Origin of the sequence: Streptomyces sp. NPDC016562, assembly GCF_043076955.1 — a bacterium.
Classification (GTDB): Bacteria; Actinomycetota; Actinomycetes; order Streptomycetales; family Streptomycetaceae; genus Streptomyces.
This window is the reverse complement of sequence record NZ_JBIBRZ010000002.1, coordinates 1,498,614-1,512,355: the sequence shown is the minus strand read 5'-3', so window position 1 is coordinate 1,512,355 and position 13,742 is coordinate 1,498,614. Positions and strand designations below refer to the sequence as shown.

Genomic DNA, 13,742 nt, shown 5'->3' with positions numbered 1-13,742 from the left:
TCATCCTCCGGTTCCGGCCCTCATCCTCCGGTGAAGTGCGGGGGCCGGCGGGCCGCCTTGGCCCCGTAGCCCTCGCGGGAGTCCTCCGAGGTGAGGGTGAGGGCGGCGGTCATCGCGACGCGGTCGAGGGCCGCGGGGAGGGCGGCGTCGGCGTAGGAGTCGACCGCCCGCTTGATGCCCTGGACGGCGAGCGGGGCGTTCGCGGCGATCTCCCCGGCCAGGGCGCGGGCGGTGGCCTCCAAGTCCTCTCCGGGGACGACCAGTTGGACGAGGTGCAGGCGCTCCGCCGTCGCCGCGTCGATACGGCGGCCCGTCAGGGCCAGGTACTTGGCCCAGCCCGCGCCCGCCTCCCGCGCGATCCGCAGGTCGCCGCCCGCGTCCACCGCCACGCCCAACTGCGCCTCCGGCAGGGCGAAGACGGCGTCCTGCGCCGCCACGCGGACGTCGGCCATCAGCGCCAGCTCGAAGCCGAAGCCCAGGCAGTAGCCCTGGACCGCGGCCACCACCGGCTGCGCGAGCCCGGCGAGGACGGCGAACCGCTCGTGGACCCAGCGGATGCCCTCGTAGTAGTTGCGGGTGCGCTCGGCGGCGGACCGGCCCGCGATGGAGCCGCCGGGGGCGGTCACGTCGATGCCCGCGCAGAAGGCCCGGCCCTCGGCCCGCAGCAGCACCACCCGCACGGAGGGGTCGAAGCGGATGCGGTCCGCGAGCAGGCCCAGCTGGCGGGTGGACTCCCAGCTCCAGCCGTTGAGCCGGTCGGGGCGACAGAGGGTGAGAACCGCGATGCCGTCCGCGACCTCCAGACGGATCCGCTCCTCACCCTCCGCGATCTCCGTGGAGATGGTGTCGATCACCGTGTCCCACACCCCCCGCTGTCGCCTGACGGACCGTCAGCCTAGGGGTGGCGGCTCACCGGGGGAAGACCTCGAACAGCACCGCCGGGCGGCCGCCGAACCGGGCCGCCGCCTGCTCGGCGTGCCCGGTGAGGAAGCCGCGCACGTACTGTTCGGGGTCCTGGTCCGTCAGCACCTCGATGTACGCCTTGTGCTCCATGAGGGACTTCACCGCCCGCTCCATGCCCGGACCGGCGTCGGCCGCGTGCGTCGGGGTGGTCGTACCGGTGACGGCGACCCAGCGCACCCCGTTCCACGGCTCCAGGCCCTGCTCGGAGAGGAGTTCGGGGAAGATCCACCGGTTGCCCGCGTCGCCGGCCGCGTCCAGCGTGGCCCGGCCGACGGCCTTGTGGTCGGGGGTGTTCCAGAAGCCGCCGCCCTCCGCGCCACCCCACGTGTCGCGGTGGTTCATGGTGATGACGAGTTCGGGGCGGTGGCGGCGGATCGCCGCGGCGATGTCCCGGCGCAGGTCCAGCCCGTACTCGACGACGCCGTCGCGGTGGTCGAGGAACTCCACCCGGGACACGCCGACCACGGCCGCGCTCGCGCGCTGCTCCGCCTCGCGCAGGGGGGCGCAGTCGGCGGGCGCGATGGTGTCGATGCCGGCCTCGCCCCGCGTGGCGAGGAGGTACACGACCTCGCGGCCGCCGTCCGTCCAGTCCGCGATGGCGGCGGCTGCCCCGTACTCCAGGTCGTCGGGGTGGGCCACGACCGCGAGGGCGCGCTTCCAGTCGGTGGGCATCGCCGGCAGCGGCGGCTGCTGATCACGTTGTTCGGTCATGTGTCAAACCCTAGGCGAACGTGCCGACATGGACCGGCAGGGGCCCGCCCGCGCGGCGGGACCGGCGCCCCGGGTGGGGCGCCGGTCCCGTGCGTTGCTCTGGGCTCAGCCGATGGGCCGGGGGGTCGCGTCGACCCCGGTGGCGGTCGAACGGAACCAGACGGCCTTGCCGTCGGCGCCGACGGCGGCCAGGTCGGCCAGGCCGTCACGGTCGAAGTCGCCCGCAGCGACCAGCGTGGGGTAGGCCGTCCGGCCGAAGCCAGAGCCGATCTTCACGCGCTGCGCCGTGGCCCAGCTCCGGGGGTCGAGGTGCCCGGCGGCGTCCTTGGCCCCCTTCACGGAGAACAGGTCGCCCGAGGCGTCGTCGCGCACCCACAGGTCGGTGGCGCCGTCGCCGTCCGTGTCGCCCGGGACGAGCACCGAGACCGTGTCCCAGCCGCCGTCGCCGACGAGGACCGGGCTGGCGGTGATGTCCAGGTAGCCGGAGCGGCTGCCGGGGTACGCCCAGAGCTTCGCGCCCTGCTTCACCAGCAGGTCGGGCTCGCCGTCGCCGTTGAAGTCACCGGCGTCGGTGATGTCCTGGGCGTCGGACCAGTGGTCGTCGCCCGTCCACGCCGGGTCGTCCTTGACGCAGCCGGCGTCCGGATCCGCGACCGGGCAGAAGACGCTCAGCTCCATGACGTCCTGCGGACGGACGCTGCCGAGGCCGTTGCCGGGGAGGACCTTGAGCTGCTTGGCCTTGAGCACGTCGTTGTATTCGAGCACCAGCAGGTCGTTGTAGCCGTCCTCGCCCCAGTCCCCGCTCGCGGTGATCCGGGTTCCCGGGGCGAAGGACGCGCCGCCGTCGACGGGCGCGCCGAAGGTGCCGTCCGCCCGGCCGGCCGAGAAGCGGAGCCTGCCGTCCGGATCCAGGGTCCACAGGTCCCGCACGCCGTCACCGTTCAGGTCACCGGCGGCGTCGCGGACCCCTCCGTTACCGAGCGCCCAGAAGAGGTACGTCGCCTGGTCGGAGCGGTATCCGGCGGTGTCGACGCTGTAGGCGTAGATCGTGTGGGGGCCGGAGCCGTAGGGCGTGATCACGGCGGAGGCGCCGGGAGCGACGGTGACCTGACGGGTGTCGAACTCCGACCAGTAGACGATCTTCTCCAGGTTGGTGGCGCCGCCGGTGCCGAAGGTGAAGGTGCCGGGGGTACGGGCCTTGCCGGTGTTCTCGGGAACGCCGTTCGAGGCGTCGGGGAACTCGACCGAGCTGATCACCGGCGGCACGGGGCGGCTGACGGTGGCCGCCAGCGTCGCGCTCGACGGGGCGAAGCGCTTCCAGGCCGAGGCGTCGGACTCGTCCGCGGCGAACAGGCCCACGCTGACGGACCCCAGTTTCCTGGCCGCCGCGTCCTTGACCAGCGCGGTCGCGTCGAACTCCAGCATGCCCGCCGCGCAGCCCTCGGGCCCCTTGGCCGCCGTCACGGAGGCCAGCCGGACGCCCTTGTCGGGCTGGCTCTTCCAGGTGGTCCGGTCCGAGAAGGCGCCGACGCTCCACAGCTCGACCGGGCGGGCCGTGCAGGACGCCGCCCCCGTGTTGGTGATCCGGAAGGTCGCCCGGTCGACCGTGGCGCCCTTGAGCGCGGTGGTGTCCAGCCGGAGGTAGGAGCGGGAGAGCCCCTGGGCGCCGCCCTCGTCGCCGACGCGCAGGTCGTCGGCGGCGTTCCAGAAGGAGCGGTTCGGGCTCTGCTTGGACACGCGCGTCCAGGCCTGCGCGCCGACGGAGGTCTCCCCCGCCCCCGCGGCGCTGACGGCGGGCGCGGCGGCGGCCTGCGCCGCCCCCGCCACCACGCCGGTCACGGCCAGTCCGCCGGCCAGCCCGCCGGCCAGGGCCAGTGAGACGGCCCTCGAAATCGTTCTCAGCATGCACGCTCCACACATCGGTCGGTGTCGTCGGGGTACGGACCGACCCTAACCGCGTGATCCACTTCTGCAGGAACGATTATCCGGAGCTCCGGCACGCCCGTGACCAGCGCGGACGCCTACGCCTCGTCGCGCACGAGGGAGAGCAGCCGGTCCAGGACGCGGGTGCCGCCCGCGCGGACGCCGTCGTGCTCGAACTCGTCGGTCACCCAGGTCCGCAGGCCGCGCACGGCCCGGGCCGTGCGCAGCGAGTCCGCCGTGTCCACGTACATGTCGTCGTGGTAGACGGCGGCGGCCACCGGCACCTCGTTGGCCGCCAGGCGTGCCGGGTCGTAGAGCGGCTGCCAGCCGGTACGGGCGGCGAGGTGCTCGGCGGTCTCGCGGAGCGGGGCGAGGCTGGGGTCGGTGGTGAAGTGCCAGGGGTGGATGGTCTCGCCGGTGAAGAGCAGCGGTTCGCCGCCCGCGAGGGACTTGGCGGCGTCGAAGCCCGGGTGGCCGGCGCGGACCCGCTCGGCGGCCCACGCGGTGGGCGTGGCCGGGTCCTGGGCGTAGATCGACTCGTGGATCAGCGCGTACAGGGGGTGTGCGGCGAAGGAGAGCAGCGAGCGCACGCCCTCCAGGAAGGCGTCGGACAGGGCCGGGCCGGCGGCGGTCGGGACGAAGGCGTCCTCCAGCAGGTAGTGCAGCTGGTGGCTGCCGTCTCCCACGCCGAGGAGCATGCCGAGGGACTGGAAGGCCTCGACGGTCAGGCGGTGGCCGCCGGGGAGTTCGGCCGGCTGCTCCATGAGGTGGGCGGCGATGTCGCGGGCGCGCTCGACGTCCATCGGGTAACGGGCGTAGTGGGCCCGGTTCTTGCGCTCGATGCGGGGGTACGCGGCCTCGTACACCTCGTCGGCGGTGGCGGTCAGGGACGGCAGGCCGCCGGTGATCAGGGCGGCGCTGAGGCCCTCGGGCGCGGTGGACAGGTAGGTGGTGGTGCAGAACCCGCCGAAGCTCTGGCCGAGCACGGTCCAGGGGGCGCCGCCGGTCAGGCCGGGGCGGATGGCCTCGGCGTCGCGCACGATGGAGTCGGCGCGGAAGTGGGCGAGGTGTTCGGCCTGTTGCGCGGGGCTGCCGAGCAGGGGCAGGGTCTGCCGGTTCAGCGGGGTGGAACGGCCGGTGCCGCGCTGGTCGAGCAGCAGGACCCGGTACTCGGTGAGGGCCCGCTCCAGCCAGGCCTGTCGGCCGATGAACCGGCGGGCGCCGTTGCCGGGACCGCCCTCCAGGTACAGCAGCCACGGCAGCTTCTCGGGATCCTTGTCCGAGGCGACGACCTCGCGGCCGTACAGCTCGATCCGCTCCCCGTCCGGCCGCGCGTGGTCCAGGGGGACGGAGAACCGGTGGTCGGTGAGGACCGTGCCGGGCTGGCGGTAGCTGCGGGCGGTGGTCACGGGCGGCCCCCTGGGGTACGAGGTGCGGACAGGCCCGCGCCCCGGCCGGGTGACGGCGGGGCGCGGGTGTGGTGGTCCGCCCGAGTCTAGTGCGGTGACACCAGGGGGACCTTCCTGTCAGAACTCGACGACCGAGCGGAGCACCTCGCCGCGTTCCATCCGGGCGAAGGCGTCCTCGACCCCGTCGAGCGGGATGGTCTCGGAGACGAAGGCGTCCAGGTCGAGCCGGCCCTGCAGGTAGAGGTCGATGAGCAGCGGGAAGTCCCGCTCGGGCAGACAGTCCCCGTACCAGGAGGACTTCAGGGCGCCGCCGCGTCCGAAGACGTCCAGGAGCGGGAGTTCGAGCTTCATCTCGGGGGTCGGCACGCCGACCAGGACCACGGTGCCCGCGAGGTCGCGGGCGTAGAAGGCCTGGAGGTAGGTCTCGGGGCGGCCGACGGCCTCGATGACCACGTCGGCGCCGTTGCCTCCGGTCAGGTCCTGGATGGCCTTGACCACGTCCTGGGTACGGCCGTTGACGGTGTGGGTGGCGCCCAGGCCCCGGGCCCACTCCAGCTTCCGGTCGTCCAGGTCCACAGCGATGATCTTCGAGGCGCCCGCCAGCCTGGCCCCGGCCACGGCCGCGTTGCCCACTCCCCCGCAGCCGATGACGGCGACGCTGTCGCCCCGCCCGACGTCGCCGGTGTTCAGGGCGGCGCCCAAGCCCGCCATCACTCCGCAGCCGAGGAGTCCGGCGGCGGCGGGGGCGGCGGCCGGGTCCACCTTGGTGCACTGGCCGGCGGCGACCAGGGTCTTCTCGGCGAAGGCGCCGATCCCCAGCGCCGGGGAGAGCGGGGTGCCGTCCTCCAGGGTCATGGGCTGGGTGGCGTTGTGCGTGGCGAAGCAGTACCAGGGCCGTCCGCGCTTGCAGGCCCGGCAGGTCCCGCACACCGCACGCCAGTTGAGGACCACGAAGTCGCCGGGGGCCACCGACGTGACGTCCGGGCCGACCGATTCGACGATCCCGGCGGCCTCGTGGCCGAGCAGGAAGGGGAACGCGTCGTTGATGCCGCCCTCGCGGTAGTGCAGGTCGGTGTGGCAGACCCCGCAGGCCTGGACCCTGACGAGCGCCTCGCCGGGTCCCGGGTCGGGCACGAGGATCGTCGTCGTCTCCACCGGTGCGCCCTTGCTCCGGGCGATGACCCCTCGTACGCGATGCGTCACGTCGTACCCCGCTCTGCTCGATTCGGCCTGGATCCCCGAACGTACACGGACGGCGCCCGGCAGGGGAGTTGTGTCACGCCCGGCGCGCGAGCTCCCCCGGCAGGTCCCGGGCCGCTCCCCCGGTCAGCTCCGGTGGTACGGCGTCCCGCAGGGCCGCGCCGAAGGCGGCCACGGCCGGGTGCGCGCCGGCCCCGCTGCGGAAGGCCAGGTTGGTGCGGCGCTGCATGAGGAGCCGGGTGAGGCGTACGGCCGGACCGGCGGCGCCGTGGACGCCGAGCTGCGGTACGACGGCCACCCCCTGGCCCGCCGCGACCAGCGCGAGCACGGTGGCGAACTCGTCCACCTGGTGGCGGATCCGGGGCGTGAAACCGGCGGCCTGGCAGGCCCGTACCGTCATGGCGTGGCAGAGGGTGCCCGAGGTGGCGGTGATCCACGGCGCATCCGCGTGGGTCCGCAGGACCGCGCCTTGGTCGGGCTCGGAACCCGCCGACGGCGACGGCACGGGCGACGGCTCCGGCGACGGCTCCGGCCCTTGTCCGGCGGGCGCGGCCAGGTACATCGCCTCGCCGTACAGCGGCTCGGTGACGAGTCCAGGCTCCTGTGCGGCGGGGACGAAGTCGTACGCGTGCACCAGGGCCACGTCCAGGTCACCGGCCCGCAGGGCGTGCGCCACCGCCGCCGGGTCGGTCTCCGAGACCATCGGCTCCAGCCCCGGGTGCCGCCGGGCGAGGGCGACCAGGGCGGCCGGGACGATGGCCCGTGTGGCGGTGGGGAAGGCGCCGATCCGCAGGGCCCCCGCCAGGCCGCCGCGCGCCTCGGCGAGGTCCGCTTCCGCCTGTTCCAGCCGCTCCAGGACCGCCTCCGCGTGCCCGACCAGGTGCTGCCCGGCCGGGGTCAGGCGCACCCCGCGGCCGGTGCGCTCCAGCAGGGGCAGGCCGGCTTCCCGTTCCAGGACGCCGAGTTGCTGGGACACCGCCGAAGGGCTGAAGGCGAGGGCCTCGGCCACGGCGGCGATGGTGCCGCGGCGGGCGAGTTCGCGCAGCAGGCGCAGGCGCCGGACATCGAGCATCGGCTCAGCTTACGGGTCGCGTAAGAAACGCGAACTGGATTTGAGCCTCGGGACGGGTGAGGCTCGTGGACATGGCACAGGACACGGCACAGGACACGGCACAGCGCAGAGCGCAGCACAGGGCGCAGGACCTCGCACAAGACCTCCCGCTCGGCGGGATCCACATACCGCTCGTCACTCCCTTCACCCGCACCGGGGACATCGCCGTCGAGGCCCTGGAGGTGCTCGCCCACGAGGTGCTCGACGCGGGCGCCACCGGGATCGCCGCCCTCGGCACCACCGGCGAGGCGGCCGGCCTCGACGAGGCGGAGCGCGACCTCGTCACCGACGTGTGCGCCCGGGTCTGCGGGGAACGGGGCGCGCTGCTGACCGTCGGCGCGGGGGCGAACGGCACCCGGGCCGCGGAGGCCTCGCTGGCCCGGCTGACCCGGTGGCCGCAGGCGCGGGCGGCGCTGGTGACCGTGCCCTCGTTCGTACGGCCTTCCGCCGCCGGGGTGTTGGCGCATTTCGCGCGGCTGGCCGAGGTGAGCCCGGTACCGCTGATCGTCTATCACATTCCGTACCGGACCGGACAGCCGCTGGACGCGGCCGCCCTGCGGGCGCTCGGGGCGCTCCCGGGAGTGGCCGGGATGAAGTACGCGGGCGGCGGCATCGGCGAGGACACGGTCGCGCTCCTGGGCGATCTCCCGGACGGGTTCGAGGTGCTGGCGGGCGACGACGCGTACGCGTCCGCGCTCCTGGCACTGGGCGCGGCGGGCGGGATCCTGGCGTCGGCGCACCTGGCGACGGCGCGGTTCGTGGAGCTCGTCGCCGCCTGGCGGGCGGGCGACGTGGCGCGGGCCCGGCCCCTGGGCCACGCGCTGGCCCGGATGTCGGCGGCGGCCTTCGCCGAGCCGAATCCGGCGGTCGTCAAGGGGGTGCTGCACGCGCAGGGGCGCATCCCGAGCCCCGGCGTACGGCTTCCCCTGCTGCCGGCCTCGGAGGAGGCGGTGGCGGCCACCCTGGAGCGCTTGGCGGAGCTGCCGATCTGAGGCACACACGCCGGAAAGCGTCCCCGATGGGCGATTTGCCACCTACAGGCGAGTCGCCCGAATGAGCCCTACGGAGAGCGGACTTGCCCGTATTGGCCGCAGGGCCGCGGACTCGTGATGTGAGTCACTCCGGATGCGTCAACATCATTTCCTTCGCGGAGCCGATTCCCTTTTCCCGGAAAGGGAATCGGCTATTGCACGGACACGTCCTCAAGGTCATTTCCCGGGCTTATCGGGGGAAGACGATCTACCGGTGGAATTCGGGTCTTGTTCCCGCCCGGCGGCCTCGCCTACGGTCACCTCGTTCCTGGTGACACGTAGCCGAATCCGGCCGCCACCCGGGCTCTCCCGTCCCCCCACGTGAGGAATTCCGCCATGCCCGCAAAGGGTAAGCACCGTCGGCCCAAGCACCACCCGATCACCCGCAAGCTGGCCCTGGCCGGTACTGGTGGCGCGGCCCTCACCCTCCCCCTGATCAGCGCGACCACCGCCGGGGCGGTCCAGACGACCACCGTTCCCACGGCTCAGACCGCCGCCCCCACAGCAGGCACCGCCGCTGCCGCGACCTATTCCGTGGTCGCCGGCGACACCCTTTCCGAGATCGCCGCCGAGCATTCCGTGAGCGGCGGCTGGAAGAAGCTCTACGCGGCGAACCGGAGCGTCATCGGCGACAACCCGTCGATCATCCGGCCCGGCATCAAACTGAAGCTGGGCACCCAGCCCGAGACCGCCCGCGCGAGCCGGTCCGCGGCCCGGCCCACCCTCTACGCGAACAATCTCGACGGCTGGATCCGCGAGTCCCTCGCCGTGATGGCCAAGCACGGAATTCCCGGCACCTACAACGGCATTCACCGCAATGTGATGCGGGAGTCCTCGGGCAATCCCCTCGCGATCAACAACTGGGACATCAACGCCCGCAACGGCATCCCGTCCAAGGGCCTGCTCCAGGTCATCGACCCGACGTTCAAGGCCTATCACGTGCCCGGCACTTCGCTGGACTCGTACGACCCGGTCGCGAACATCACCGCCGCGTGCAACTACGCGGCGGCCCGTTACGGCTCCATCGACAACGTCAACGGGCCTTACTGATCCCGGTCGGGGCCGCGGACCCGGTCCCGGCCCCCGGGCCACGGCGGGCGGCACGCACGAGGATGCGCAGGGGCGCCGCCACGCCGTAGCCGACGTCCCGGCTCAGGGCGCCGACGCCCGCGCGCTCCACGGCGGTCAGCTGGTGCGCCATCAGCTCGGCCATGGCCGCGACGACGGGACGCAGGCCGGGTTCGCACAGGCCGAGGATGCCCCGGGTGGCGTCGAGGGCGGTACGGGCACGCCGGCATTCGGCGGCGAGGAGGGCCCGTACGGCCGGGGTGTCGCGGGCCTGTTCCAGGTCGGCGCGGGTCACCTCGTACGCGGCGAGGCCGGCTCGCGGAAGGCAGAGCCGGCCCTCCGCCAGGTCCCCGCTGAGGTCGGCGAGGAAGTCGACGCGCTGGGCGGCGTCGACGAACCGCCGCCAGACCGCGGCCTGTTCGGGGTCGGGGCCGCCCTGGTACTGGAGCCCGGTGAAGACCAGCACCCCGGGCCAGGCGTAGGCGTCGAGGTAGGCCTGGAAGTCAGCCTCGGTGGCGAAGCCGTCGAAGCCGGCTTCGGCGGTGGCCGCGCCGTCGAGGAAGCGGGTGATCCAGTGCGTCGGCAGGCCACGGGTGTGCACCGCGTGGGCGTAGGCGCGCAGGAGGGGGTCGGGGCTGTCCCCGGACGTCAGGGCCGCCTCCACGCGCCCGCTCAGGGCGGCGAGTCCGGCAGCCCGTTCCTGCGGGGTGCCGGTCTCCGCCACGTCGTCGACCAGGTTCATGAAGGCCAGACCGGCGGCGAGGCAGGGCACCAGGTGCGGCGCCGCGAGCAGGCGCAGCGCGAGGTACGGTGCGGGCTCGCGCCGCCGTACCCGGCGGGCGGCGTGCGTGTAGTCCTCCCGCAGCCGGGCGCCGGATATCCCGGCGGCCGTGAGGGTGGTGCGCCAGCTGGGCATGAGGGTCTTGCTCCTTCGAACCGGTCGGGGATCGCGCGGACGGGTATCCGGCGTCAGGAGGACACGACCTTCTTGACCTTGCCGTCGATGCCGGCCAGGACGTATCCGCCCCGGCCGTACTCGTCGCTGAGGTAGGGGCGCATGCACGGGACCTGGTCCATCATCCAGGGCTCCACGATGACGTAACGCGAGGTCGGGTTCGGGACGTTGAGGTCCTTCTTGGACTGCTCCAGCAGGCCGGGCAGTGCGTCCCAGCTGACCGTGGCCATGTCGATCAGCGGCTCACCGTCCTCGACCGTGCCCTTGGGGCCGGTGCGCTTGGCCGCGCCGTCGCGGTACTGCCAGGAGTCGACGGTCTGGGCACCGGGGGCCGTGGGGATGGAGGCGAGGACGTAGCCGTCGTAGATCCGCAGGTCCACGAAGGTGGTCGTGCCGGTCTGCTGCTTGAACGCCTCCAGCGCCGTCCGGATGTTCTCCGGGGTGAGCATGCTGCCGCGCGGCGCGCTCGCCTTGGGCGTGCTCGCCTTGGGGGCGGGTGCGCCGCCCGCGGAGGCGGGCGGGGCGGTGGCGGTGGCGGTGGCGGTGGTGCGCGTGGGGGAGGCGCCCTTCGCGTCGTGGTCGTCGCCGGTGGTCCCGTCGGGCAGCCACTGGACGATCCCGACGACTCCGGCTGCCAGGACCGCTACGAGGGCGGCGCCGATCAGGGCCGGGCGCTTACGGGGAGCGGGCGTCGCGGGGACGGGCGAGACGGTGGTCACGTAGGGGGAGGCACCCGGGCCCGACGGCGGCGCGGTGGGCGGCCCGTACGGCCCGTACTGGCCGTAGGGCCCGTAGGGACCCGGGACGGCGGACGCGGGCGGGGCGGCGTGGGCGACCGGGGCGGCGGAGCCCGCCGGGGCGGCGCCGAGAGCGGTGCTCGCGTCGCGGAGCAGCCGTTCCAGTCGGGCTCCGTCGGGCCGTGCGGCCGGGTCGCGGACGAGCAGCTGTTCCAGTACGGGCGCCAGCGGGCCGGAGCGCACCGGCGCGGGGATCGGCTCGTCCAGCACGGCGACCACCGTGGCCAGGCTCGTGGCCCGGCGCAGCGGATGGACGCCCTCCGCGGCCACGTACAGCAGCATCCCCAGCGACCACAGGTCGGAGGCGGCCAGCCCCTCCTCCCCGCGGACCCGTTCGGGCGCGATGTACTCCGGAGATCCGATCAGCACCCCGGTCGAGGTGAGCCCGTCCGACCCGTGCAGGGCCGCGATGCCGAAGTCGGTGAGCACCGCCGACCCGTCGGGGCGCAGCAGCACGTTGGCGGGTTTCACGTCACGGTGCAGGACCCCCTCGGCGTGTGCGGCGCGCAGTGCGGAGAGGAGGTCGAGGCCCAGCCGCAGCACGTCGGAGAGCGGCAGCGGACCGGATGCCAGACGCTCGTGCAGGGAACCGCCCTTGACCAGCTCCATGACGATCCACGGGTGGCCGTCGTCGCCGTCGGGCGGTTCGACGATGTGGTGGATCGTCACCACGTGGGGGTGGGCGAGCCGGGCGAGGGCGCGTGCCTCGCGGACGGCCCGTTCGCGCAGCTGGTCGACGAGACCGGGCTGGGCGGCGGCGGTGGCCGGGTCCGGCGGGCGCACCTCCTTGAGCGCGACCTCGCGGTGCAGGGCGATGTCGCGGGCCCGCCACACCGTACCCATGCCGCCGCTGCCCAGGGGCGCGACGAGTTCGAAGCGGCCGTCGATCAGCTGTCTGCCGGCCTCACCAGTGTCCATGGCGGATCATCGTAGGCGCCGCCGGTGTCAGCAGCGGCGGCGGTCCGCCGTGAGGGTGCCCTGCGCCGTGGCCACGGTGCGGTCGTAGCACCCGCCGGGCGCCTGGGACCCGTACAGGCGGTAGCGGGCCGAGGTGGTCGCGACCGCGTGCCGCTGGTCGCGCGGGACGTTGGCGGTGTAGGTGGCGTCGCCCGTGTACCGGTGGTCGAGCCGCGTGACGTCGACGCTGCGGCCGCCGCGCAGGGTGACCGTGTGCGCGCGGTCGCCGAGGGAGAGGACGGTGCGCAGCCGGTCGCCGGCGCCGAGCGTGGTCTCGCCGTCCATCGTGTAGGTGCGGTCGGTGCGGGTGGTGGTCGGCCCGTGCGTCACGCTCTCCTCGTCGGTCCAGTCCGCGGTGAGCGCGTCACGGTTCTCTCCGTCGGTCCAGCGGTGCACGGAGGTGTTGTGGACGGCGCGGGTGACCGTGGTGGCGACCCGTCCGTGGGAGGTGTCCAGGTATCCGGAGACGCTCAGCCGATGCCCGCCCTCGGTGTCCAGGCGGTGTTCACCGCCGGGTGCGGCCGGTGTCCAGCGGGAGTGGCCCGCCGGATCGCTCTGCTCGTGCCGGGTCAGGGCACCGGTGACGACCTCGCGGGCCTCGTCCTGCCAGAGCAGCAGGTTGGTGGGGGTGCTCCAGCCGCTCTGTCCGGCGGGGACCCCGGCCACGGACACCTCGATCCGGTGCGCGCGGCCGTCGTTGAGGGTCGCGGCGAAGGGCGTGAGGTCGTAGCGGATCGGCTGGACGTCGAAGGCGCGGGGGCCCGGGGTGACGTACCAGAGGAACGGATTGGACCAGCCGCCGGTCCAGACCGTCGGGAAGGGGGCCGCGATGCCTGCGAGCCGCCCGTCGACATGCACGCGGACCTCGCGGTAGGGACCCCCCTCCGCCTTGCAGGAGTAGGGGGCCGCGTCGGGGGTGGTCATGTACCAGTACTCCTCGCAGCCACCGCCCGAGCCCGTGGCGTACACCTCGGCGAGGAGGCGTTCCGTGTTGCGCGGGACGGTGACCGAGGGGGTGGTCAGGGGCAGCACGCGGTCCGGGGTGCCGGAGGCGGGCCGGGTGGCGCCCTCGGCGGCGTAGAACGTGAGGGTGACCTTGACGTCGATCACACCGGTGTAGGTGTCGTTGACGACGTTGCCGATGAGCATCTCGACGGGCTGGGGACGGCTGAGGGTGTCGCGGTAGCGGGAGACGTCCTTCTCGACGGACCAGGTGATGCCGTCGGGCGAGGGCTGCGGGGTGGAGGTGCGCAGGATCTCCACCCCGCCGAGGGAGAGGTGGCCGAGGCGGTCGTACTGGCGGCCCTTCACCTTGCCGTCGAGGCGGAGCACGACCTTGGCCCAGTCGCTCGCCCCGCAGGCCTCGGGCGGTGCGTAGCTTCCCCGGTAGGGGGTGAAGTCGCGGAACTGGGCCTCGGCGAGGGTCACCTGGCAGGAGCGGGTGGCGGGCCGGTCGACGGGCGGGGCGGCGGTGAGGGGGTCGTGCCAGTCGGTGCCGAACTCGGCGGGCGGCGGATCGGCGGTCGTCGCGCCCTGGGCGGGTCCCGCCGCGGCGAGGGTGCCCGCGGACAGCGCGATCGCGCCGAGCAGGCCCATGATCCTGTGTCGTCTCATGGG

General features: G+C 73.9%; 11 protein-coding genes. 2 read left to right on the top strand and 9 right to left on the bottom strand.

Annotation, left to right across the window (positions count from 1 at the left end):
• Positions 1 to 20: 20 nt before the first annotated feature.
• From ACF059_RS14525 to ACF059_RS14500, 6 genes are all read right to left on the bottom strand, one after another.
• Positions 21 to 854: an enoyl-CoA hydratase/isomerase family protein gene (locus tag ACF059_RS14525; RefSeq protein ID WP_392056194.1), complete on the bottom strand. Its 834-nt coding sequence runs from the start codon at positions 852 to 854 to the stop codon at positions 21 to 23.
• Positions 855 to 909: 55 nt separating this feature from the next.
• Positions 910 to 1,674, bottom strand: coding sequence for a PIG-L deacetylase family protein (locus tag ACF059_RS14520; protein ID WP_392056192.1), 765 nt, complete (start codon positions 1,672 to 1,674; stop codon positions 910 to 912).
• Between the two features lie 105 nt (positions 1,675 to 1,779).
• Complete coding sequence (locus ACF059_RS14515) at positions 1,780 to 3,579, bottom strand: DNRLRE domain-containing protein (RefSeq protein ID WP_392056189.1); 1,800 nt, start codon at positions 3,577 to 3,579, stop codon at positions 1,780 to 1,782.
• A 116-nt stretch (positions 3,580 to 3,695) separates the two neighbouring features.
• Entirely contained in the window at positions 3,696 to 5,006 is a 1,311-nt protein-coding gene (locus ACF059_RS14510) for an alpha/beta fold hydrolase (protein WP_392056186.1), read from the bottom strand.
• Between the two features lie 117 nt (positions 5,007 to 5,123).
• Positions 5,124 to 6,209, bottom strand: a complete 1,086-nt coding sequence (locus ACF059_RS14505) for an S-(hydroxymethyl)mycothiol dehydrogenase (RefSeq protein ID WP_392056183.1) — start codon at positions 6,207 to 6,209, stop codon at positions 5,124 to 5,126.
• A 73-nt stretch (positions 6,210 to 6,282) separates the two neighbouring features.
• Positions 6,283 to 7,278, bottom strand: a complete 996-nt coding sequence (locus tag ACF059_RS14500) for a LysR substrate-binding domain-containing protein (RefSeq protein ID WP_392056181.1) — start codon at positions 7,276 to 7,278, stop codon at positions 6,283 to 6,285.
• 71 nt (positions 7,279 to 7,349) lie between these two features.
• On the opposite strand from ACF059_RS14500, the gene ACF059_RS14495 reads away from it, so the two are divergent.
• On the top strand, positions 7,350 to 8,309 hold the full coding sequence (locus ACF059_RS14495; protein WP_392056178.1) for a dihydrodipicolinate synthase family protein: 960 nt from the start codon (positions 7,350 to 7,352) through the stop codon (positions 8,307 to 8,309).
• Positions 8,310 to 8,684: 375 nt separating this feature from the next.
• Positions 8,685 to 9,398, top strand: a complete 714-nt coding sequence (locus tag ACF059_RS14490) for a transglycosylase SLT domain-containing protein (RefSeq protein WP_392056176.1) — start codon at positions 8,685 to 8,687, stop codon at positions 9,396 to 9,398.
• Here the strand turns inward: ACF059_RS14490 and ACF059_RS14485 are convergent.
• The 3 genes from ACF059_RS14485 to ACF059_RS14475 are packed head-to-tail and all read right to left on the bottom strand — an operon-like array spanning position 9,382 to position 13,739.
• On the bottom strand, positions 9,382 to 10,332 hold the full coding sequence (locus ACF059_RS14485; RefSeq protein WP_392056173.1) for a phytoene/squalene synthase family protein: 951 nt from the start codon (positions 10,330 to 10,332) through the stop codon (positions 9,382 to 9,384). The genes ACF059_RS14490 and ACF059_RS14485 overlap by 17 nt on opposite strands.
• Before the next feature lie 53 nt (positions 10,333 to 10,385).
• Positions 10,386 to 12,086 carry a serine/threonine-protein kinase gene (locus tag ACF059_RS14480; RefSeq protein WP_392056170.1) on the bottom strand — a complete coding sequence of 567 codons (1,701 nt, stop codon included), beginning with the start codon at positions 12,084 to 12,086 and terminating at the stop codon, positions 10,386 to 10,388.
• A 27-nt stretch (positions 12,087 to 12,113) separates the two neighbouring features.
• On the bottom strand, positions 12,114 to 13,739 hold the full coding sequence (locus tag ACF059_RS14475) for a peptide-N4-asparagine amidase (protein ID WP_392056167.1): 1,626 nt from the start codon (positions 13,737 to 13,739) through the stop codon (positions 12,114 to 12,116).
• Positions 13,740 to 13,742: the final 3 nt, after the last annotated feature.